The sequence below is a fragment of the Bacteroides xylanisolvens XB1A genome (assembly GCF_000210075.1).
Classification (GTDB): Bacteria; Bacteroidota; Bacteroidia; order Bacteroidales; family Bacteroidaceae; genus Bacteroides; species Bacteroides xylanisolvens.
The window spans coordinates 2,410,526-2,434,929 of sequence record NC_021017.1; the positions used below are offsets into that span (position 1 = coordinate 2,410,526).

Annotated in this window: 18 protein-coding genes and 1 pseudogene; 7 read left to right on the top strand and 12 right to left on the bottom strand. The window is 38.0% G+C overall.

Annotation, left to right across the window (positions count from 1 at the left end):
- Window positions 1–13: 13 nt before the first annotated feature.
- From BXY_RS09740 to aroQ, 10 genes are all read right to left on the bottom strand, one after another.
- Window positions 14–1,654, bottom strand: coding sequence for a SusE domain-containing protein (locus BXY_RS09740; RefSeq protein ID WP_015531784.1), 1,641 nt, complete (start codon window positions 1,652–1,654; stop codon window positions 14–16).
- Window positions 1,655–1,686: 32 nt separating this feature from the next.
- Complete coding sequence (locus BXY_RS09745) at window positions 1,687–3,633, bottom strand: RagB/SusD family nutrient uptake outer membrane protein (RefSeq protein WP_015531785.1); 1,947 nt, start codon at window positions 3,631–3,633, stop codon at window positions 1,687–1,689.
- An 11-nt stretch (window positions 3,634–3,644) separates the two neighbouring features.
- Window positions 3,645–7,034: a TonB-dependent receptor gene (locus BXY_RS09750; protein WP_008642443.1), complete on the bottom strand. Its 3,390-nt coding sequence runs from the start codon at window positions 7,032–7,034 to the stop codon at window positions 3,645–3,647.
- Window positions 7,035–7,185: 151 nt separating this feature from the next.
- On the bottom strand, window positions 7,186–8,301 hold the full coding sequence (locus BXY_RS09755; protein ID WP_008642442.1) for a FecR family protein: 1,116 nt from the start codon (window positions 8,299–8,301) through the stop codon (window positions 7,186–7,188).
- Between the two features lie 155 nt (window positions 8,302–8,456).
- On the bottom strand, window positions 8,457–9,008 hold the full coding sequence (locus BXY_RS09760; protein ID WP_008642439.1) for an RNA polymerase sigma factor: 552 nt from the start codon (window positions 9,006–9,008) through the stop codon (window positions 8,457–8,459).
- A gap of 145 nt (window positions 9,009–9,153) precedes the next feature.
- A complete protein-coding gene (locus tag BXY_RS09765; protein WP_008642437.1) occupies window positions 9,154–10,380 on the bottom strand; it encodes an FtsX-like permease family protein in 1,227 nt (408 codons plus the stop codon).
- A gap of 17 nt (window positions 10,381–10,397) precedes the next feature.
- Window positions 10,398–10,730 (bottom strand): 30S ribosome-binding factor RbfA, encoded by a 333-nt coding sequence (gene rbfA / locus BXY_RS09770; protein ID WP_004296522.1) that lies wholly within the window; start codon window positions 10,728–10,730, stop codon window positions 10,398–10,400.
- Between the two features lie 16 nt (window positions 10,731–10,746).
- Entirely contained in the window at window positions 10,747–11,403 is a 657-nt protein-coding gene (locus tag BXY_RS09775) for an O-methyltransferase (protein ID WP_004311173.1), read from the bottom strand.
- Window positions 11,404–11,423: 20 nt separating this feature from the next.
- Window positions 11,424–12,881: a pyruvate kinase gene (gene pyk / locus BXY_RS09780; RefSeq protein ID WP_015531787.1), complete on the bottom strand. Its 1,458-nt coding sequence runs from the start codon at window positions 12,879–12,881 to the stop codon at window positions 11,424–11,426.
- 36 nt (window positions 12,882–12,917) lie between these two features.
- Entirely contained in the window at window positions 12,918–13,337 is a 420-nt protein-coding gene (gene aroQ, locus BXY_RS09785; protein ID WP_004311171.1) for a type II 3-dehydroquinate dehydratase, read from the bottom strand.
- A 62-nt stretch (window positions 13,338–13,399) separates the two neighbouring features.
- On the opposite strand from aroQ, the gene xerD reads away from it, so the two are divergent.
- From xerD to BXY_RS09805, 4 genes and pseudogenes are all read left to right on the top strand, one after another.
- Window positions 13,400–14,359 carry a site-specific tyrosine recombinase XerD gene (gene xerD, locus BXY_RS09790; protein ID WP_004317151.1) on the top strand — a complete coding sequence of 320 codons (960 nt, stop codon included), beginning with the start codon at window positions 13,400–13,402 and terminating at the stop codon, window positions 14,357–14,359.
- A 135-nt stretch (window positions 14,360–14,494) separates the two neighbouring features.
- Window positions 14,495–16,189 (top strand): tetratricopeptide repeat protein, encoded by a 1,695-nt coding sequence (locus BXY_RS09795; RefSeq protein ID WP_004323056.1) that lies wholly within the window; start codon window positions 14,495–14,497, stop codon window positions 16,187–16,189.
- A gap of 111 nt (window positions 16,190–16,300) precedes the next feature.
- Window positions 16,301–17,371 carry a TlpA disulfide reductase family protein gene (locus tag BXY_RS09800; RefSeq protein ID WP_004317149.1) on the top strand — a complete coding sequence of 357 codons (1,071 nt, stop codon included), beginning with the start codon at window positions 16,301–16,303 and terminating at the stop codon, window positions 17,369–17,371.
- 13 nt (window positions 17,372–17,384) lie between these two features.
- A pseudogene (locus BXY_RS09805) lies at window positions 17,385–18,308 on the top strand (YifB family Mg chelatase-like AAA ATPase); the annotation flags it as partial.
- 399 nt (window positions 18,309–18,707) lie between these two features.
- Here the strand turns inward: BXY_RS09805 and BXY_RS09810 are convergent.
- Together BXY_RS09810 and BXY_RS09815 are read right to left on the bottom strand one after the other, a co-directional pair.
- On the bottom strand, window positions 18,708–19,403 hold the full coding sequence (locus BXY_RS09810; RefSeq protein ID WP_004296530.1) for a hypothetical protein: 696 nt from the start codon (window positions 19,401–19,403) through the stop codon (window positions 18,708–18,710).
- Window positions 19,404–19,467: 64 nt separating this feature from the next.
- Window positions 19,468–19,713: a hypothetical protein gene (locus BXY_RS09815; protein WP_004296531.1), complete on the bottom strand. Its 246-nt coding sequence runs from the start codon at window positions 19,711–19,713 to the stop codon at window positions 19,468–19,470.
- 1,421 nt (window positions 19,714–21,134) lie between these two features.
- Here BXY_RS09815 and BXY_RS09820 point away from each other — a divergent pair.
- The 3 genes from BXY_RS09820 (at window position 21,135) to BXY_RS09830 (ending at window position 24,209) form a co-directional block, all read left to right on the top strand.
- Window positions 21,135–21,314 carry a hypothetical protein gene (locus BXY_RS09820; RefSeq protein ID WP_055172758.1) on the top strand — a complete coding sequence of 60 codons (180 nt, stop codon included), beginning with the start codon at window positions 21,135–21,137 and terminating at the stop codon, window positions 21,312–21,314.
- Window positions 21,315–21,792: 478 nt separating this feature from the next.
- Complete coding sequence (locus BXY_RS09825; protein ID WP_015531789.1) at window positions 21,793–22,605, top strand: hypothetical protein; 813 nt, start codon at window positions 21,793–21,795, stop codon at window positions 22,603–22,605.
- Window positions 22,606–23,192: 587 nt separating this feature from the next.
- The gene (locus tag BXY_RS09830; RefSeq protein WP_015531790.1) at window positions 23,193–24,209 is read left to right on the top strand and encodes a DUF3871 family protein; all 1,017 of its coding nucleotides are present in this window, start codon (window positions 23,193–23,195) and stop codon (window positions 24,207–24,209) included.
- Window positions 24,210–24,404 lie beyond the last annotated feature (195 nt).

Sequence of the window (24,404 nt, forward strand, 5' to 3'; positions counted from 1 at the left end):
TTATCCTGCTTGATTATCTCTTATCAAAGAAGACTGTCAGTTCTTTAATATCTAATTCTATGTAATTAACTCCTACAGGTACACTAAAGAAGGCATAGCGGTTGTGAGATTGCCCTCCGACTACAGTCTGTTTCTGATTGTAGTCACTCTCTGCAATATCAAGGCAACCGTCATAAGATCCTCTGATGGCATCTGCTGTTGAGCCAAAGGTATAGCAACCTGCACTTTGCGGTCCGACTTTAAAGTTCAATCCACCCGGATGTGCATTTCCATCTTTGTCTTTAATGGAGTTCTTTCTGGGTAACTCCGCTCCTTTGTATATAAACAAATAAGGATTTGCCAAACTAGGTGTCATAGAATGAGCCATAGTGAATCCTGTATCACCAGTGCCATCTTTAGCCCATCCATCGTATGGTCCCCAAATAAAGACTCTTTCGATAGTGGTAGTCACCGTATTATTGTTCCATGTCCACGAAACAACCATTGGTTTAGGATCTGTTTCGGGGGAGTAAATCGTAACTTTTTTAGTATTTATGTTAATCACAATACGATAGACACCCGCAATCTTAATATTCCAATGATAACCAAGCGCAGCTACTTCCGGACTCATTGTCGAGATATTCATTGCTGTACCATCTGTAAAATCGCCTGATTCTTCCGGAGCAATAGCCATATCTTTCTGTCCATTAAACAAGATCGGGAAATAAATAGTACCTGGTTGCAGTTCTGCATGGAACGCATATTGATTTTCATCTTCTATCGTGCGAGTCATCTCTACATCTGCGCTAACACAAGTTCCGGCAATATAGATTTTATCAGCTTCTATAAAATTACTAGCCAAACCTATAGTAACGGTACGTGTTTCAAAATCTACCACTACACGATACTGCCCATCTTCAGGAATCACCCAATATCCAGCATTATCTATCCCCTTAATTTTAGCTTCCATTGCTCCATCAGTTATCTGTTGTTCTGCAGCAACTGGTGAGATGGCATTAATCTTATTTTCATCTTTCCAAACAATCGGGAAGTGAAGATTACCTGCCTTCAAGTCACAAATGGAAACATAACGCTTCGGCTGACTTTCCATTGGCAAGATTTCAAGATCTTCACCATCAACAGCTGTGCCTGACATATAAAGATGGTCTGCTACAAAAGTCTTTTCAGAATACATCTTTACTTTTATAGTAACTGTAGAAACTTCCGGTTTTACAAACTTAGGTCCTTCTACAGAACCGATAATACGGGCTTGTAACTTTACTAAATCACCAGGCTGCTGCTTCCACTTTGACACCAATAAACTCTGCAATTCTTTATGAGTATAACTTTTAGAAAAATCATCATCAATATACTCCCTTATCATTGTGTTTGTTCCAAAACTGTTATTTTCCAGATCCATTTTATAAAGATAGGAAATATAATAGTCAGAGCCTATTGGGTCAGCTTCCGTCCAGTTTAACGTCAATGCAACCTCATCCGGGGTATCTTCCTTGAGTTCTATTTCATAATCAGAAGGAGTAAGAACTAAACTTGTACGATTGTCGAGCGAATTAGTAGCATCGTCATCATCATTGCATGCTACTATGAAACACGAAGCAAGTGTCAGGAAGAAGAACCGTAAAAGGTTCTTCTTAAATATATATCCGTTTTTCATATCTATATTCAATATATTAATATTATAACTATTTATTGGTTTCCGACGGTCCAGTCAGGAGTTTGTACCAAATTCCAATTCTTATCAATATCGTCCTGTGGAATAGGCCACCAATAGCTTATAAATTTACGTGTCTGATATACTGTACGAGTATAATATTTATTTCTATAGTCCGCATCGGATACTTTAATATAAGCATTCATGCCATAAAAATCACCATCCAATACTTTCTCGGCTAATTTCCAGCGACGCAGATCATTAAAACGAAGTCCAGATTCACAATTCAATTCCACACGCCTTTCTTGACGAATTAACTCGCGCATTTCTACAGGATCTGATGGGGCTGTTATCTTGCCTTCTTCAGCTGAAACACTATATTCGGGAATACCCGCACGCTCACGAATCAAATTGACATATTTCAAAATCTCATTTTGATTAGCAGTATAAGTCCCCTTCTCAATGCTATATTCATTCAACGCCTCAGCATAACTTAAATAGATCTCTGCCAAACGACATAGTGCACCATGACGATTTTTATAATCTCCACTGCCTTCTTTGGGATTTGCAGATGGGTCTACTCTCTTACGTACCAGATAGCCGCTCCACGGAGCGTCATGAGAAGGACCACCGTCTTTACCATCCATATAGAAATCTGTATTTCTCTTACCACCAATATGCCATTGTTCGTTATGCAGTACTGAAATATAAAAACGAGGTTCGCGGTCACAATACATTTTATAAGTATTGGCATCTACAACTACATTTTCATCTTTATTACGATCTCCTTCTGAAGACCCATACTGCCACTTTGTAGAATAAGTCTCTTTTTGCGTACTAAAGCCTGTCTCTGAATAATTAGCATCAGGGTTAACTTTAGGAGAACCATCCGAATTATAACCTATAATAGGTCTTTGACCGTTTCTCATGAAAAAAGCATCAACCAAAGATTGGGTTATTCCGATCGCTCCCACTCCATTAATACCCAAACCACGTGGAATACAGTTTTTATCATACCATCCACCGGAATCCATTGTGCGAACAAACAGTAATTCTCTGTTAGCTTCGTTCCATCTCTTCATCACTGCATTCTGATAAGAAAGAAAAGGATCAATATCACCGTTATCCAAATATTCATAATGCAAATGATAGCCAGCGGCTTCCGCCTCATCGATAACCAGTTTACAAGCATCTACTGCTCTTTTCCATCGTTCCGGATCATGTGCAGAATTAAAGATAGGGGTTCCATCAATGTTTTTTATATTCGCCAATGCAGGATTACCATTCACCAAGTCGCTAGCAGCAAATAATAACATACGAGCACGCATTGCCAAACATCCAACAGAAGTCACACGGCCATATTTCTTATCTTCAGTTTGAGTGGCAGGCAATTGTTTTGAAGCTTCCAGCATTTCTTGATCTGCCCAATCAATTACATTATAAAACGGCTCTTGTTTCAACATCAGATCATCAGCCGAAGTACTTTCACTAGCCTCGCGAATAATAGGAACTGAACCATAAGCTATAGCCATCATAGAATTATAATAAGCTATAAAGAAACGGCATTCAGCTTTCATAAAGTCTACTTCTTCAGCCGGTACAGCCTCCAATGGGTGAGCATGTTTTATAAACAAATAAGCAGAACGAATATATTTGGGATAAGTATTCCAATAAGCAATTACCCCGGGATTGTCTGCTGTCCAGTTACCTTTTTGATATTGAATGGCTTTAAATCCTTGCGCTTCCCAACCAACTGAAGGAATCAGTTCATCAGCTATGGCATCGGGACCATCATAAGTATAATATTCGGGCAGGCCGCGATAAATATATGCCAGCCAACGTTCCATATTCTTTTTATTCTCAAATACTGATTCTAAATCCAACTGGTCATCCGGTTGCTTATCCAGATAATCAGAACAAGAAGAAAAAGTAAATGTCGTAATAATACTTAGTACTATAAATTTTAATATGCTATTTTTCATATGCGCTATTATTAGAATTTAATTTCAAAACCTGCAGATAACGATTTCATAATTGGGTACGCAGCCCCTGTAGTATTTTCGACTTCCGGATCCCACAAATCAAATTTTGAGAATGTTAAAAGATTTGTTCCTCTCACGAAAAGACGAATGCCTGATATAACTGTAGTATTTCTCCACAAATTCTTTGGTAAGGAATAACCAAGTTCAATGTTTTTTAAACGTAAAAAACTCATATTCCGCAGCCACCATGTAGATGGTTGGTTATTATTACTATTTATACCGTCATCCAATCGCGGATAAAATACGTTCTGACTTGGGTTGTCTACAGTCCAACGATCATTTGCATTAGTAAACATATTGCCTGTCACTCCTCTATTGGCACCCGGAATAATGCTTGATCCTAAAATATTCCAACTACGACCTATTCCTTGAAAGAGAGCTCCAAAATCTAGATCCTTATATTTCATATTCAGTCCAAAGCCATATACTATCTCCGGATCTTTTGTTCCTCCGATTGGCGATTTATCAAATACGTCCACTTTACCATCACCATTGACATCCCTGTATCTGATATCTCCCGGGCGGAGTTTGCTTACAAAACTTTGAGTCGGAATTCCTTCTTTCAGTTTACCTGTACTTACGTCTTCAAAATCGTCTTCTGTAAACAAACCTTCTGCTATATAGCCAGTTAATTGCCCTACCGGATGTCCTGTTTCAGCACGGTTAGTACCAACTACTGCACTAGGTTCATCCTTTTCTGTTATTTCATTATGAGCATAGGTAAATGTTCCCATTAAGCTGACAAATAAGTCTTTGCCAAACTGTTTATTAACATTTAAGGAAACTTCTACACCCTGATTAGTCACTTTTCCAAAATTCTTCCAAGGCTGCTTCATAAATCCAGCCGTCATCGGAACAGACTCACGTGGCATAAATATATCTTTACGGCGTTCGTCGAAATAATCTAATTGCAAATCAATCATACCATTCAGGAAACCTAGCTCAACCCCCAAATTCATCTTATTAACAATCTCCCACGTCAAATCTTGTACAGCAAACTCACCTTCCGCCATACCAGTTAAACCATAACTACTATCCAATCCCCATTTATACATGTTTAATGTATCATAGTCATCGGTAATTGTAGAAAGGTACGCAAAACGGCGTCCACCTAAATTAGCATTACCTACCTGACCATAAGACGCACGCAATTTCAATTTAGATATGACCTTACGCAATGGTTGCATAAATGCCTCTTCCGATACAATCCAGCCAATTGCTCCTGAAGGGAAAAAGCCATAACGCTTGCCTTTGGCAAAATTTTCAGAGCCATTATAGCCAAAATTAAATTCACCTACATATTTACCCGAATAGGTATAAGATGCACGTCCTGCCAATCCCTGATTACGGTAAGGCAACTTGCTTCCATCATCATAATTACGACGATTAAACAATAACATTGCAGCAACGGAATGTTTCTCTGCGAATGTACGGTCATAAGACAAAGTTGCTTCCATATATACGCTCTTATTTCCATAGTCACCGCTTTTTGAGTAATCCAGGAAATTAGTACCATTGGATTTTGATGCTATAATCAAATTACCTTCATCATCACGTCCTGTAGCAGGTACATAATAATCCGGTGTCTTTCCACGAGAAACAGTACCTGAAGAAAACCTGTCAAATGAGAATGTACCTTTTACTTTCAATCCCGGAAGTAAGAATTTCAAATCTTGTTCTACAGAAAACAGTGTTTCAATCTTACTGTCACTTCTTCTTTTATATCCACTTTGAGTAGCCCATGCCCAAACGTTTGGCTCCTCTGTTGTCGGTATCTGTCCACTGGAATACTGTGCAGGGAAAGCATGAGGTACAGCAACGAACGCTTTCTGGAAAATTTGAGATATATCTTTCGTTGTAGAATTTCTATCTTGCAAATATCCACCAATATTAAAACGTAATTGCGTAGTAGGACTTAATTTCAAATCCACATTAGAACGAACGTTATAACGTTGCAATTTAATAGTAGGATCCCAATCATAGCTTTTATCACGTTTCAAAATACCACGTTCATTATACGCAGCAGCAACAAAAGAATAACGTAATGTCTCCGTACCACCAGAAATATCTACTGTTACACGCTGATTCGAAGCATAATCATTTGCAATTGCATCCATCCAATTCACGTCCGGATATAAATCAGGATCATAACCTGCACGAGTTTTTGCAATACGATCTGTATATTTAGGCTGTTGTCCTGTATCCATCAAGATATCATCCAAAACCTGCATATAATCTGCCGCACCCAAATACTCGGGAAGTTTAACTGGCTGTGTAGCTGCAAATTCAGCCTTTACAGTCACACGAGGTTTACCAACTTGTCCGCGTTTTGTATTAATTAAAATAACACCATTAGCTCCCCGCACTCCATAAACAGCACTTGCAGCAGCATCTTTCAACACAGAAAAAGATTCTATCTCTTCAGGATCAATATTATTCAAATCGCGTTCTATACCATCAATCAAAACCAATGGGTTTTGTCCGGCATCCTGGAATGTACTAATACCACGAATCCAGAAAGAAGAATTATCATATCCCGGTTCACCAGAACGTTGCACAGCTAATACACCGGCAACTGTACCAGCCAGATTATTACTTATTGAACGAGTAGTAGAAACCTTTAACTTTGCAGGTTCAATCGTTGTGATAGAACCAACAACAGACTCTTTCTTTTGTGCGCCATAGGCAACCACTACAACCTCATCTAATTGACCAACATCTTCTACCATTTGTACATTAACAACCTTTCGGTTATTAACAACCTCTTCTTTAGGAATAAAACCAATATAACGGAAAGAAAGCACAGATTTTCTTTCAGGAACAATAATACTATAATTACCATTCATGTCTGTCAATGCATGCACTGTGGAATCATTTTTCAAAATGATTGTTACACCAATCAAAGGCTCACCTTTTTCATCTGAAACGTTACCTGTTACCTTAATACCCTTTTGTTGTATAGTTTGCTGTACTTTAGGAGCTTCTGGCACCGAAATAGTAATTTGTCTTCCCGACATCTTATAATTCAGTCCTGTCTCTGAGAACAACTCTTTTAATACAGCATCTATTTTCTTATTGGAAACTGAAATGGAGACTTTGTTATTCAGATTTTTCTGAACATTAGCAGAGTAAATAAAAATATACTTACTATGTTTTTCGATATAATCTAAAATATCTTTAACTGTAACATTCTCATACTGTACTGAGAATAAATCTTCTTCGGAATTCCAACTAATAGAATTAGTACCGAATGAAGAGAATGGAATCATAAAAAAGACGTTTATAATGCAAAAAAGCTTAAGTCTTTTCTTTAAGTGTAAAAAAATAGTTTTCTTTACCATAAAAATTTCTTTTTAGGTTAACAATTTTGGATTTATTGATTTAACTAGGGAATTACTATCGGGTAAATACGGCAATATTTATCCGATTTTTTTTGTCATAATGGCAGTCTGTTCTTCATAGGCAAACATATTAAAAGATTAATTAAAAAAATTATTTATTTAAATATATACTAGTATCACTTTTTTCGATCGTGAATGGCAGGGTTTGCTGAATACATTCAATCACCTCGTCTATATCATCTTTCAAATCTAATTTCCCATACACTTTTTCTTTACCAATAATTGGCTCACATTGAATAGATATACCATAGTAGATGCTTAGTCTTTGAATGATCTGCGACAAATCATTACCATTCAATAACATGATCCCCTCTACCCAACTAATATACTCTGCTACATCAACTTGCTTCTGATAAGCAATTGTACCATTTGCTATATTCAACAGATCATTAGGATTCAAACGTGCTTTCTTTTCATTCTTATCAGTAACTTCTACCGCACCTTCCACCAATACAATATTAGTTGTTCCTCCTTTATAATTCGAGATATTGAACTTCGTTCCTAACACTTGCAGTTTAAAATCATCAGACTCCACTATAAAAGGATGTTTCTTATCATGCGCAACTTCCAGGAAAACTTCTCCTTGGGCATAGATTTTACGAATGTCTCCTTTAAAACAACGAGGATAAATCACTTTTGACTGGGAATTAACGACCAGCCGAGTCCCATCAGACAATTCTACTCTAGCCCTTTTCCCCGCAGGAACAAGCAACTGATTATATTCTTGTTCCTCTTTGGTTTTCTCTTCTTTCTCTTTTATCACTTGTGAATTGACAGCAACTTTCCCCTCTTTCGAATACTTAATGAAAACATCTTCATCCAAATTAAGCTGTTCCTTGGAAGTAATAAGAGTCACTTCCTCAACAGATTGGCTATCCATTTCTTCAGCAATAGCCTGGAAGTCTAAATTAACACTTCCATTCTGATTAAAAAAATAAATAGTTGAAATGCAAATCAAAAAGGAAGCAGCAATAGAAGCTGAAGCAACTAAGAAATATTTCTTTCTGCGCTTCATAGCATCTTTTCGCATCTTTCGTTGAGTCTTCTCTATGATAGAAGATGAATCAATCTTTTCCTGCACACAATTTTCCCAAAAGAATTTCAACTTCTCAGCATCAGGCATAGAAGTAAAATCATCCTCAATATTTTCTTGAGAATTCAATTTACTAAATAAATCTGCGAGACGATGGTATTCTTTCAAGCTCATAATCCTATTTTAATGTTGTTCTATAGATAAAGACGCAACTAAAAAAAAAATCTCCCAGTCAAAAATGATTTTTTTTCATTTTTCGGGTAAAAAGAATAAAAGTGGAGTTAGCTATGTGAAAAAATAAGGCATTAATAAGCAGGAGAGTAAAAAACTTAGCTCTTGCGAGATTTCATATTCAATCTTTTAGCAATTTCATCTAACGCAAAAGCAATATGGTTATTGATAGTCTTCACTGATATGTTCAACATATCTGCAATATCTTTATAAGGAAGCCCGTCTATTTTTGCTAAGAAAAAGACATGTTTACACTTGGGAGGAAGTTGTTGAATGGCGTCATTAATTTTAGCCATTTCTTCCTTACTAATCATCTCCTCGGCTGGAGATTGAACCGGCTCAAAAATAAAATCTTCGATATCATCAAATGACAATTCATACTTTCCAGTTTCCTTCCGCAAAAAAGAAATCGCTTTTCGATAGGTGATTGTCTGGATCCAAGCATTCATATTGCCAATTTCAGCCAGACTTTTTCTATTTTTCCAAACTTCAAAAAAAACATCACTCACAATCTCTTCAGCTGACTCCTTCTGGCCAAGTAGCGCAAATGTATAGTGATATAAACGCGAAGAATAATGCTCCATAAAACGATTGAAAGCAATTTCATCGCCGTCTACTATTCTACATATTTCATTATTCTCAAGTTTCACAGAAGTATTTATAGATTATTTCCAATTAACAAAATTGAGCCAAATATAGCAGTATCGTATCAATTACGAAAATAAAACACCATAAAAAGGAATTAAAAGTTATCAATTATAGAAAAATGGCTATAATAAAAACATTACCATTTAGCTATAAAAGTCTCTTACTTAGATAACGTACAGGATACCATACGGAGAGAAAACCAACGGCTAAAACTGTGATAAAGATTAATACGACATCCCAAGCGTGAACGCTGACAGGATAGGCATCTACAACAAAAGTACCACCACCGCCCCCCAATGAAATTATACCGAATTTCTGTTGTATAAAACATAGGATTAAGCCCAGGACAATACCGGAAATAGCGCCAGAAAGAGAAATGAGACGTCCTTCAAAGAGGAATATTCGGGAGATGAGTTTATCACTAGCTCCAAGACTCCGCAAAGTTACTACATCATCCTTCTTATCCAAGATCAACATAGAAAGAGAGCCTATCACATTAAAACAGGCTATCATTAAAATAAAAGTGAGGAACAAATAAGAGATTAGTTTCTCTATCTCCATAATACGGAAAATATCTGCCTGTTGCTGATAACGATTCTGAACAACAAAATCATCACCTAGTATGTTTTCTATTTTAGATTGTACCGATGAAGTATTTACATTAGGTTTCAATTTCAATTCCATCGCAGAGACTTCTGTTGTATAATCCAGAAGCTGACGAAGAAAATCAAGAGAAGTCAAAATATATTTTCCATCATATTCTTGCTGATTCACCACAAATACGACACCTGGAGAATACAGATAATCGCGGTTAAAAGAAGCGCCGGGATTTGCCATATTCACTTTGGCATTTCGTTTGGGAAGATATATCTGAAGAGGATCGACAAACTCCAAACCAGTTCCCAAAGTCGCAACCAATTCCACTCCCATGACGCCATAATTCACGATCGAATCATGAAGAACGAATTCTCCCGCGCCATAAAGTATGCTGTCTATGGCCGTCAGTTCTTCAAAATTATCCTCCACCCCTTTTAGTACAACCATAGCCTGACGGTCCTTGTATTGCACCATTGCATTCTCTTCGAGCGTCTCTGTAAACACCTCCACTTCAGGAAGCGCACAAACGGCACGAATCCGTTCATCTTGTGCATCAAAAACCTTTCCTTCACGGACCGTAATTTTCAACTGCGGATCAAAAGCCGTAAAAAAGCTGGCCACCATATCCTGAAAACCATTAAAAACAGAAAGAGTGCAAACCAAAGCAAGCGTAGCAAGAGCCACTCCACATACGGAAATGCCGGATATGATATTAATAGCATTATGCTTTTTCTTTGAAAAAAGATAACGCCTGGCTATATAAAAAGGGAAGTTCACCTCTGCAATGAATTATTTCACTTCAGCAATGAATCTATTTTCTCAATATAATCCAATGAATCATCCACGAAGAATTTCAGTTCAGGAATGATACGTAGCTGGTGACGTACACGAGTCCCAAGCTCATAACGAATGGATTTCATATTGTTATTGATATTCTTCACCATCTCTTCTGCTTTCTCTGAAGGAAAAACACTAAGGTAGACACGGGCAATACTCATATCAGGACTGATACGAACTGCGCTAACAGAGACCAATGTACCCGGCATGGACTTTGTTTGAAGCAGGAATATCTCACTTAGCTCTTTCTGCAACAGGCGAGATATCTTATTCTGTCTGGTTGTTTCCATAAAGTTATTTACTGTTTTACGATTTACTACTTACTATTTTCTTCCTTATGATCGTTAATCCGTCACGCAAAGGAAGTATTACTTTTTCCACTCGCACATCTTGTGCTACCAAATCATTAAAGGCTTTAATACCAATTGTTTGAGCGTCCGTATTGCGAGGCTGTTCAAGCACATGCCCGTCCCACAAAGTATTATCAGCAATGATATATCCGCCTTCGGAAAGATACGCCAATGTCATCTCGTAGTATTCAATATACTTACGTTTATCACCATCAATAAAAGCCATATCAAAAGTAACACCTAAACGCGGAACAAGTTCTAAAGCATCACCTATATAAAAACGAATTTTATCAGCAAACGGTGATTTCTCCAGCCATGGACGGGTAAAGTCCTCTTGTTCATCATTGATCTCAAACGTATGCAACAGTCCACCTTCCGGCAGACCTTCCGCCAAACAAAGGGCGGAGTAGCCGCTATACGTTCCGATTTCCAATATCTGACGAGGCTGAATCATTTCTACAAACATCTTCAGCATCCGTCCCTGCAAATGCCCGGAAGCCATACGAGGACGAAGGAGCTTTACATGCGTATCCCGATAGAGCGATTTCAAGTAATCGCTCTCGGGATCAATATGCTGCAAAATATATTCGTCTATCGATTCGGTTTCCTGCATAAAACTTACCTCTTTAAAAATTAAAGATAACGGTTGTTGTTAGGTAATACAGTCTCCTCTGCATGCTTCAAAGCATCTTCCACTACATTGATTTCGAGGAATGAGGTCTTTGTTCCTGCCTTACCACTACTTAAATAACCGACCATATCGGAAGGCTGCAAACGACCTTCTTTCAACAGACGACGCAATGCCGCAAAGTAATATTGCTGTCCGTTAGCCAATTCCGGCATATAGATAGCTTCCACACCATAAGACAAAGCCAAATGACGCATTGTCTTTTCTTTATAGCAGATAGCCAGCACTGGATACTTTCCACGGAAAGCAGCCAGATTACGAGCAGTGCGTCCGCTATAACTATCAGTAATAATAGCACGTATTTTTAACTTAGAAGTAGCTTTTACTGCTTGTTTAGCAAGGAACGCCGTAACATCATTACTATTCTCATCTAACGGAATACGGATATCATTTTCTTCCAGTTTATCTTTTTCTGCCTGAGCCGCAATTTTAGTCATCGTTTTCACCGCCTCTACCGGATACTTACCATAAGCGGTTTCTCCGCTCAACATCAAAGCATCTGTACGATAGTAGATTGCATTGGCAATATCAGTCACTTCCGCACGAGTCGGACGAGGATTATTTATCATTGTATGGAGCATTTGAGTAGCAACGATTACCGGCTTCTTTGCCAGAATACACTTGCGAATCAATACACGCTGGATTCCCGGAATACGTTCTTGAGGCACTTCGATACCCAAGTCACCACGGGCAACCATTACGCCATCTGCCACTTCCAGGATTTCATCGATATTATCCACCCCTTCCTGATTCTCAATCTTAGCAATAATCTTAATATCACTATTATGTGCATCCAGAATTTCACGTATGTCAAGTACATCCTGACGGTTGCGCACAAAAGAGTGAGCGATAAAATCAATATCCTTTTCGATAGCATAAAGAATATTGTTACGGTCTTTTTCCGTTAATGAAGGAAGATTGATGCGAACACCCGGGACATTTACGCTTTTACGGCTTCCCAAAGTAGCATCGTTCTTAACTTCACACAGCAAATAACCATTCGTCTTATCAATAACTTCCAGTTCCAAATCGCCATCATCAATCAGAATCGTACCGCCGATATTCAGGTCAGACACAAAGTTCGGATATGAAACAGCAATACACTCACGAGTTGTTTCCAAATCCGGATTACCTACAATCTTTACTTTCTCTCCTATTTTATATGGAATCGGCTCTGCATTAGCCGTCGTACGAACTTCCGGACCTTTTGTATCCATCAAAATCGCAATACGGTTGGACACAGCACGTACATTTGCAATCAAAGCTTCAAAACCTTCACGGCTAGCGTGCGCTGTATTCATACGCACTACATTCATCCCAGCTTCAAACAACTGTTTTATAAAATCCACATCACAACGTCTATCCGAGATGGAAGCCACAATCTTAGTCTGTTTCAATAACATAGTCTTTCTACCTATTATATATTATTACCTTATTTATTATCTATCCAATAAAGCCTCCAAAGCCAAACGGTACGAATTTAGCCCAAAGCCACAAATCACTCCTTTACAAGCACAAGCAATCATCGATACGTGCCGAAAAGACTCGCGACTATGCACATTGGAAATATGCACCTCAATCACCGGAGATGTCACAGAACGAATAGCATCCTGCAAAGCTATGGAAGTATGTGTATACGCACCTGCATTCAAGATTATACCATCCACATCAAATCCCACCTGCTGTATGCAGTCTATCATTTCTCCCTCGATGTTCGATTGAAAATAGTCGATCTCCACGTCAACGTATCTTTTGCGAAGATCAGCCAAGTAATCTTCAAATGTAACGCTTCCGTAAATGGAAGGTTCACGCTTACCCAACAGATTAATATTCGGGCCATTAATAATTTGTATCTTCATCGCGCAATCCTGTTTTTTTATACCTTTGTATCTGAAAGAATGTGCAAAGGTAGAAAAAAGAAATGGAAATCAACGAAAAAAAGCATAAGAAGGAACAACAAGAGCTGATAATCAGGAAGTATCAGCAGTATCTCAAACTGGAAAAGTCCTTATCTCTTAATACTCTGGATGCCTATCTGACGGATCTGGACAAACTGATGAGCTTTCTGACATTGGAAGGGATTTACGTATTGGACGTATGCCTGTCCGATCTTCAACGTTTTGCGGCCGGATTACATGACATCGGCATTCATCCCCGTTCACAAGCCCGCATCTTATCAGGAATCAAATCATTTTTCCGTTTCCTCATCCTCGAAAACTATCTGGAAGCAGATCCCAGTGAACTATTAGAAGGCCCTAAAATAGGTTTCAAACTTCCCGAAGTACTGACTGTGGAGGAAATTGACCGGATTATCTCCGCCGTCGACCGCAGCAAAGCTGAAGGACAGCGAAACAGAGCTATTTTAGAAACACTATACAGCTGCGGACTTCGGGTATCAGAACTTATCACCCTTAAACTATCCGACCTCTATTTTGATGAAGGCTTTATCAAAGTAGAAGGAAAAGGAAGCAAACAACGACTCGTACCAATCTCCCCCCGGGCTATTAATGAAATAAAGCTTTACATCACAGACCGTAACCAGATTGAAGTGAAAAAAGGGCATGAGGATTTCGTTTTCGTCAGTCAGCGGAGAGGCAAAGGTCTTTCCCGGATTATGATCTTTCATATGATAAAAGAATTAGCACAAAAAGCGGGTATTACCAAAAACATCAGTCCGCACACCTTCCGGCACTCCTTTGCCACTCATTTACTGGAAGGTGGAGCCAATTTGAGAGCCATTCAATGTATGCTCGGACATGAATCCATTGCGACAACGGAAATCTATACCCACATCGACCGCAATATGCTTCGTAGTGAGATTATCGAGCATCACCCACGAAATATCAAGTATAGGAAAGAAAAAGAGGAGTTATTTCATTAAATTATGATAAAATCGCCCCCTTATCTATATAATTATATTAAGAATTAATATCTTTGCGTTACTTTTTCTGTGTGAGCAGAAGGAGGTTGGCAAATAGACGATATTTCAATTACAAACATTTAATTTATACCTAAAATGACTAAGAAGTTGTACTTGCCTTTACTCATGGCAATGGTTGTTGCATTATTCTCTTCTTGCAGCAAAAAAATGGGTGAATTGTCAGCTGATTACTTCACTGTTACTCCGCAAGTGCTGGAGGCAGTAGGTGGTAAAGTTCCTGCGACCATCAATGGTAAATTTCCTGAAAAGTATTTCAACAAAAAAGCGGTTGTAGAAGTTACTCCGGTTTTGAAATGGAATGGCGGCGAAGCTAAAGGCCAACCAGCTACTTTCCAAGGTGAAAAAGTGGAAGGTAACGACCAGACTATCTCTTACAAGATGGGCGGTAGCTACACGATGAAAACTTCTTTTGACTATGTTCCTGAAATGGCTAAGTCAGAATTGTATCTGGAATTCAAAGCTACTATCGGAAAGAAAGTGGTGACTATTCCTGCTGTGAAAATAGCTGATGGTGTAATCTCTACTTCTGAATTAGTAAACAATACATTAGGTAACGCTAACCCTGCATTGGGCGAAGACGCTTTCCAACGTATCATCAAAGAAAAACACGATGCCAACATCATGTTCTTGATCCAACAAGCTAACATTCGTTCCAGCGAATTGAAGACTGCTAAAGAATTCAACAAAGAAGTAGCTAACGTTAACGAAGCTGCTAACAAGAAGATCAGCAACATCGAAGTTTCTGCATACGCTTCTCCTGATGGTGGTGTAAGCTTGAATACTACTCTTGCTGAAAACCGTGAAGGCAACACAACTAAGATGTTGAGCAAAGACCTGAAGAAAGCAAAAATCGATGCTCCAATCGATGCTAAATATACTGCACAGGACTGGGAAGGTTTCCAAGAACTGGTTTCTAAATCTAACATCCAAGACAAAGAGTTGATTCTCCGCGTTATTGCAATGTACCAAGATCCTGCTCAAAGAGAAAGCGAAATCAAGAACATCTCTGCTGTATACAAAGAATTGGCTAACACTATTCTTCCTCAATTGCGTCGTTCTCGTTTGACTTTGAACTATGAAATCATCGGTAAGTCTGACGAAGAAATCGCTAAGTTGGCTTCTTCTAATCCTTCTGAACTGAACGTAGAAGAATTGCTGTATGCTGCTACACTGACTAGCGATCCTGCTAAGCAAGAAGTTATCTACACTCAAGCTACCAAACAGTTCCCGAACGATTACCGTGGTTATAACAACTTAGGTAAATTAGCTTACCAAGCCGGTAACATTGACAAAGCAGAATCTTACTTCAAGAAAGCTGCCAGCGTTAATGCTACTCCTGAAGTTAACATGAACTTAGGTTTGATCTCTTTGATGAAGGGTGACAAAGCTGCTGCAGAAGCATACTTCGGTAAAGCTGCCGGCACAAAAGAACTTGGCGAATCTATGGGTAACCTGTACATCGCTCAAGGTCAATATGAAAGAGCAGTAAACTCATTCGGTGACTCTAAGACTAACAGTGCTGCTTTGGCTCAAATCCTTGCTAAGGACTATAACAAAGCTAAAAACACGTTGGCTAACGTAGAAAGACCTGATGCTTACACTGACTACCTGATGGCAGTTTTAGGTGCTAGAACTAATAATTCTTCTATGGTAACAAGCAGCTTGAAGAGCGCAGTTGCTAAAGATTCTTCATTAGCTAAGAAAGCAGCTACTGACTTGGAATTTGCTAAATTCTTCACAAATGCAGATTTCATGAACATCATTAAATAAGAGAATTACACTCTATTTTAAATATTAAGAATTGCCTGTCATTATAAATGACGGGCAATTCTTTTTTTTTATCTGTAAAAACCGTACTTTCGCAGAAAAGAAATCAAAGCAATGAAAAAGAGTAGCATTTTAATCCTCATAATCATTTGTCTATGCAGTTGTGGTAAATCTTCAAAGAAGGTTAGCATAACCGGGGAAATCAAAGGTCTGGGCACAGATACGCTTTATCTGTATGGAATGGACGAATCATTCGACCGGATAGATACCATTTTCGCGAAGAACGATAAATTCTCTTATACAGCTTCAATAGACACCATTACTTCTGCCTTTTTACTTATTGACAATCAGACAGAATATCCAATCTTCCTTGACAAAGGAAATCAAATCAAAATAAAAGGAGATGTCAATCACCCGGAATATCTGGATATCAATGGTAATATATATAATGAAGAGTTTACAAACTTTCAGAAAGAACTAAATAGCCTGCCTACCCCATCCGAGAAAGATTTAGAGCAAAAAGCAGAAGAATTCATCATGAAGCATCATTCTTCTTTTGTCAGCCTCTACTTGTTGGATAAATACTTTGTTCAGAAAGATTCGCCCGATTTCAACAAAATAAAGAAGCTAATTGAAATCATGACAGGAATATTGCAAGACAAGCTGTATATTGAACAGCTCAACGAAGCCATCTCTCTGTCAGAGAAAACAGAGACAGGCAAATATGCCCCCTTTTTCAGTCTATCTAATATAAAAGGAGAGAAAATTACCCGGTCATCAGAAGATTTCAAGAAAAAGAACCTGTTAATCAACTTTTGGGCTTCATGGGGAGATAGCATTTCCAATCACCAAAGCAATACCGAGTTAAAAGAGATCTATCAGAAATATAAGAAGAACAAACATATAGCCATGCTCGGTATCTCCCTTGATATAGATAAACAAGAATGGCAAGATGCTATAAAACGTGATACGCTCAATTGGGAGCAAGTCTGTGATTTTGGCGGACTAAATTCCGAAGTAGCCAAACAATACGCCATCAAGCAAGTTCCCAGCAACATTCTTCTGTCGGCAGACGGTAAGATTCTCGCGAAAAACCTCAAAGGAGAACAATTAAAGAAGAAAATTGAGGAAGTAGTCACTGCTGCTGAAGAAAAGGAAAAACAAGACAATAAGAAGAAAAAATAATCAATAATCAAACGTGTTAATTAAAGTATTCGGAGCGGCTGTTCAAGGGATTGATGCAACACTCATCACAATCGAAGTCAACAGCTCGCGCGGCTGTATGTTCTATCTCGTCGGCCTTCCGGATTCTGCGGTCAAAGAAAGCCATCAACGTATTATCTCCGCATTGCTGGTGAATGGTTATAAAATGCCCACTAGCAATATAGTGGTCAACATGGCACCAGCGGACATCCGTAAAGAGGGTTCAGCTTATGACTTGCCTCTTGCCATCGGATTGTTAGGAGCTAACGAAACAATCTCTTCCGAGAAGTTTTCCCGCTATTTGTTAATGGGCGAACTAAGTCTGGACGGAAGTATACAACCTATCAAAGGTGCGCTTCCCATTGCTATCAAAGCGCGCGAAGATGGTTTCGAAGGACTAATCATCCCCCAACAAAACGCACGGGAAGCGGCCGTTGTCAATCAATTAAAAGTATACGGAGTCAGTAATATCAAGGAGGTCGTCGAGTTCTTCAATAATGAACGCGAATTAGAGCCGACTGTTGTTAATACACGGGAAGAATTCTATCAACAACAGACGAACTGTGACTTGGACTTTGCAGACGTTAAAGGGCAAGAGAATGTAAAAAGGGCACTAGAAGTTGCAGCAGCCGGAGGACATAATTTAATAATGGTAGGTGCTCCGGGTAGCGGTAAATCGATGATGGCCAAACGCCTTCCTTCCATTCTTCCTCCTCTTTCACTGGGGGAAAGTCTGGAAACCACCAAGATACATTCAGTTACCGGACAATTGAAACGCGGGTCCTCATTGATTTCCCAACGCCCATTCCGCGACCCTCACCACACAATTTCCCAGGTGGCGATGGTTGGCGGAGGTAGTTTTCCACAACCCGGAGAAATCAGTCTGGCACATAATGGGGTACTTTTCTTAGACGAACTATTCTCAAAGCTATTTAACCATTGTATATTGTTATATATCAACTATTTAATCAGACAGAACAACCATTCAATCCAGTAAAATTCAGTTTCCGCACCGATGCAAGCCCAACAAAGCCTCACAATCGGTCAGCCTCTCATCTCAATTCCTGCTGTCTCCTTTGAAGAAGAAAAGTAAATTCCGACCTAGAGCACCCTCTCAACTCCAATATTCACAATTTCAACCTAGTATTAGTTTACTCTCAATTACTATAGAGTTCTTTACAATACCAATTTCACAGATAGAGTTTCTATGAGAAGTAGCTGTTTCCAAATCAATAGCAACGAAATCTAAGTTCCCCATATATGTCTTATATTATGTGAGATAATATAGCAAGATTATGTTTGATTCTGATTATGTATGCTATACTTCTTTATAATTGGGTAGCTCTAATAAAGTGCGAAGAAGTTCATCTTTATTCCTATCCTCATCTTTAATATGTTCTTCTAATCCTTTAATATTGGATTCTACAAGTTCATTACATATATCCTTCTGCACTTCCTTTAGCATATCTAAGCTGATTAAAGTTCTCATCTCAAATATATTAACATCCTCTAGTGGACTACCTAGTGTTATGAATTTATCAAAAACGAATATGTAGTTATCGGGATATTTGTCATACCGTATCATTGCTCCTACACTGAAACGCGCTTCATTCTCGAAGAATTTCATTATAACATCTAGTTTATTGCCATGTTTACGTTTAAGAATCCTATCTCTATATCTATCAAAGAAATGTGGTATATATGCACCGTTCTTACCTATTTTAATAATGGTGCTAGGACAGGTCACTACATATATGCCTTCCGGTTGGCGGTAACATCTTGCAATTAATGGTATAAACTTATGCTTCCAGTATGCATTAAAGCTATATCTGATAATATATATATGACCTGTGTTGGTAGTAATTTTTATAGGTTTAAAAGTGAAATGGTCTATTCCTTTGGTCTGTATATACTTTAGGTATCTATCCTTCATTCCGAAGAAGTCTACTTCCCTTTCTCGGAGATATTCTTCATAATCTATCTTATATTCATCAAGGACTTTTGTGTACAGCATAACCTATTACTATTAACTAGAAAGGGTATCCAAATGGATACCCTAAAGTGTTTACTTAGTAGTATTAATTAGTAGAAGAATCTAAAATAGCTTGTAGTATGTCTGTTGGAATATCTTTAAGAAGCTTCTTCTGGTTCTCTAATTTGAGTTCCTTGCAGTTCTTAATCCATTCCTCGTACTTCTCGATTTGCCTGTCACACCAACAAACCATATCAGCCGGTGTTGCAGTATTACCAAACCAAGAGCCATACAAATCAAATAATTCTTCACGACTTAACACTACACAAGTTGCTTCATTCTGATTCTCCATAATGATAAATTAATTAGGGTAAATAAATTAACCTTTAAATCTACTCAAAGGCTTGCCGTTCCTTACGGTATTAGTCCATAAGTTGTTTACAAGTAAACGAACATAAAGCGCAATTAAGCCATTATGGTATCTCTAAATGAAACGCCACAAATGTACAAATATATTTTAAATAAGCAATCAAGTCTAATATAATTTATGCTATAAATTAATGTGTTATTGTAGATATATATCATAATGGTCTTGAATGATAGTATGGAACTAGGTATATATTCATAGTAGTTATAATACTTTATAATACTACAGTATCTTATAGTAATACAGCATACTAATAGACTGTAGTAATCTATATACATTCTATCAATGTCTTTATAACTAGAATTTGCCTGTTGTCATACTGTAAATATCCAATAAGGTGAACGCAAGTGGGACAAAACTGTTGAGAGTTTGACTTATTACACTCCGAACGGTTCTGTCTCATTTTTCGGAGATTCATGGCTGCAAGCACTCTCACGTGTGTTTATCCATGCGGACGAGGGCGGAGAGGTGAATACGCAACGCTAACATTCCCTACGGCTTGTCAATCTTGAAATGACCGCTCCGTTTATCTTCCAGACTTGCCACCATAAATCTAATTCGTTTCAAATGAGTGGGCTAACCTATCCGGCACTTGGAATTTGAGACTGTGACATATCAGAGACACAATAATTTACATCGGGCTTTGAACTGCCGACTGATACGCCCAGAAGTGAAAAATAATTCAAGGCAAGGCGTGCACTGTTCACCTGCACACCGTAAATCAGAGCAAGATTCGTTTACGAGTTCCGAATCAGTTTCTAAGTTAAGCAGGCAAGGGCATATCTTCACTTCACGAAGCTCCCAACACGAAGTTTTAAAATAAGCGACCCAACTGTTATGTAGCCTTACCGAAGTGCAGTATCTTTGCACTACCAACATGAGATAAGGGTGGTATCACTGAAACTACTGAATTACCTACTTGAAGTATATCTGAAAACCACTATTTGAATTTACGACACTCACCGCACACAGATTCATTCTTTATGTACCTAATTTTATGAATTTATGGCAATGAACATTCTATTTGTTAGTTCAAGCTACTTCCTAAGAAACATTCCAGTAGCAATTTTAAACAAGAGAGAGATTATCAAACTCAAAATGCAGCGGTACAAGGACGTAAAGGTTTACCTCTACAGTTTTATACTACCAGACTACATGACAGATGAATATGTATCAGAGCAACTGGACGCACTTGCATCGCACTTGCTGTTCCCGCATCTCATACTATCCATTGCCAATACGACAATCTACAACCCAAGACTTGTCGCCAATAACGTGAATGGCATAGTGCACATCGTTTTATGTTTTGAGCATGATTGAATCAACAATTTTATGAATTTCCAATTATGAACACCAAACAAGAATTTAGTTTTGAAGAACTACGCAGGCTTGCATTGGCTCACCACGTAAAGGACAGCAAAACAGTGATTGGAATATGGGCTAAGCTCAATGGATATTTCAAGAAACGCAAGCAGAGAGATAACAAGGTTTACACCGTTTACATCAAGATGAATAATGATACATGAATAGTTTCTAATGAAGGGAGGACAGTATAAATGGTTCTCCCTTTTACCGTTAATAAGTGAGCATACTAGACAGGGAATGTATTTGCAACTAATCATCTAATTAGTATCACTATCTACTAATGTGCTTACTAATACAGCAAAGTTATGTGCAGAAGTATTGATATTACCAGATTATAAAGGTGTGCTTATTCCCCCCTTTAGCGGTGTGCTTAATCCCCTTTTGGAGCGTGCTTATTCACCCCCTGTCTACACTCCTAGATACTACACTCCATACAGCCATACTGTAAAGTTCTGACGAACTTTCAGTAGGTGGGATAAGTAGGATATATAAATCAATAATATATGTGGCATTATAATAATAATTTATATGAGAAACTAAGCGAACTAAGGAAAGTGAACAGACTAAGTTCCACTAAAATGAGATTCTTGTTAAAGACCAATCAGATTATCTTGATTAACCATATTGAGCGTTTGCCTTATGAAAGACACGAAACTTCCATTCAAGGAGTACACAGTAATGAGTAATAATCTGATTCAGAATCTAAACTGTTCAGATGTGTACAGGACTTATACCTTGCTACTGACAGCAGATAAAGATTCTTTGGAAACTAATACTACATTAAAACAGCTTGCAGGGTTTGTAGGGGAAGAACTGGATAATTACAAGAAGAGTAAGAGTACATTATCCTTCAATGACAAATTAAGGGCTACAGGCGAGGTTGTTATACGTGATATAGATTCCAAACAGAAGGACAGACATTGGACTATGTACAGATTCAACCAAGTAGAGCCAGGCAATTATAGAAGAATTGGCAGAGAGTTCTACGATACTTACAATACTTTAGATTTGAAGCTAAGAGGATTCATATTAAAGCTATTCAGTGTAACAGAGCCGCATAGCCATGTTATCAAATTATCACCCATAAGGAAATTGGAGAAGCGTATTCACATGGGACATGATACTATTAGTCGGTACATAGGACAGTTAAAGGATTTGGATTTATTGGATGAAATTGGTGACTGTCTGATTCTAAAGGTCAAAGGCTTAATAATAGACCAGCCTAAAGATAAGCAAGTAAAGAAACTAATTGCCATGTTCGACCACATGATAGACTTCAACGAAGGCAATAACAAACCATTATCCAGAGAATGTATGATTTATAAGAAGTATAAGGAGAATGGATTTAAAGATGTCAGGAATATCCACGCTTTTATGAAGTCAATACAAGCAGGTACAGTAGGAAGAAAGCGACCTGTTAAGGAAGATATACCTTATGAGATTATTCTGTAGTTAGTTTGTAAACAATAAAGCTCCAGACCGTTAAACGGGTTTGGGGCTTTTTATGTATATCCCCCACCCAAGAATATAGGTACTTAAAATCATACCCCGCCCCTTTTATTGAGGAAGTGTTTTTTATTTAGACTTTATGCTTTGATAGAGTGAAATATTTGATTTGTCAGTGAGCGCATCAGATGTATATTGTGCGCTAAGCTTTATTGTTACCCTAAAACACCCCATACCAAATCATTAGGAAAAAGAAAGGATTACATGAATTGCCATTCAGCCCACAAACCTTTTGAACTTCTGAAATGTGCGGACTTATCAACGATTTGTATATGTCTACATATAAAGATGCACAAAGGAAAGTGATAAGAAAGAACTTCATGTTAAGCCCTCATTTTGTCCTTAAATACACTATTTACTAATCTATTATTATGCGTATGGAGAATTTAAAGATTTTATTGACGTTTGGAATAATTCTAATTGTGCCAGTAGTCTTAATGCCACAGTTCTTTATTGGATTATTAATACTGATTGTGGCTTGCTTAGCTTTCAGACAGAGGAATTTCTAATATTAACTTAATAAATTACAGATTATGGAATCAACATTACAGATTATGCCAGTACAGAGAACTAGTAGAAACTTTGGTGAATATGCAGAAGAAGCGGTAATAATTGAAGAGCCTGTTATTAAGCAGAAACGACCTCTATTCATTGAAGCTAATACGATTGAAGCCAGTTTGGAACATCTAAGGAATGATTGTATTATACCCGTATTCGCAAAGGACAACGAAGCTACATTATCTCATGTGGCTTTCATTGAAGCGGTACAGGATGCAACCAATACATTCTTTAGCGGTGAACAGATTGAATCGCCAGATATTCGTGTTTCTCATGTAATCAAAGGTAGGATTCCCGAAGCGATACATAAGCCAGCCAATCAGTTATTAGAAAGTGACAAGACTATCTACTACGAAAGATGCGCTTTTGTTATTGAAGTTCCTACAATCTATGAGACAGTACACGGTAACAGGCTAACACTTACTATTGGTGGTGTCAGAGCTTATAACCATACCAATCTTTATTCAAAGAAAGGTGCGGAACGCTTTAAAGTGTTTATTGGCTTTACTTGTAAGGTTTGCACAAATCTATGTGTATCTACGGACGGTTATCTTAGTTGCTTGGAAGTTACCAATACAAGGGATTTATACCAAGCGGTATTGGAGATGTTCCACAAATACGATGCAGCCAAACACATACACTTGATGCAGTCTTTAGGCAATACCAGTATGACAGAGCATCAGTTCTGCCAACTACTTGGAAGAATGAGACTTTATCAATCATTACCGCAAGGCTATCAGAAAGATATACCTAAAATGTTGCTTACTGATACACAGGTTAACAATGTGGCTAGGGCTTATATCAATGACGAGAACTTTGGCAGCTTAGGAAATGATTTGTCTATGTGGAAACTTTACAACTTGCTCACAGGTGCAAATAAGAGTAGCTATATAGATTCATTCTTGGATAGAGCCTATAATGCTACAGAACTTGCAACGGGTATATGTTCCGCTTTACATGGTGATGACAAATACCAGTGGTTTCTTAGTTAGTGGTATTACAGAGTACTTAAAAGGGGCATCCATATAATAAGGGTGTCCCTTGATTATTCATTACCTATTAATACTCAAAAGATTATGTTACAAGCGTTATTAATCGTTATATCTTGGATTATCTTGTTACTTGTTATGTGTGCAATTTCACCTGTTGTATTCTTCTTGATGATTATTTGGACTATATACAAGATT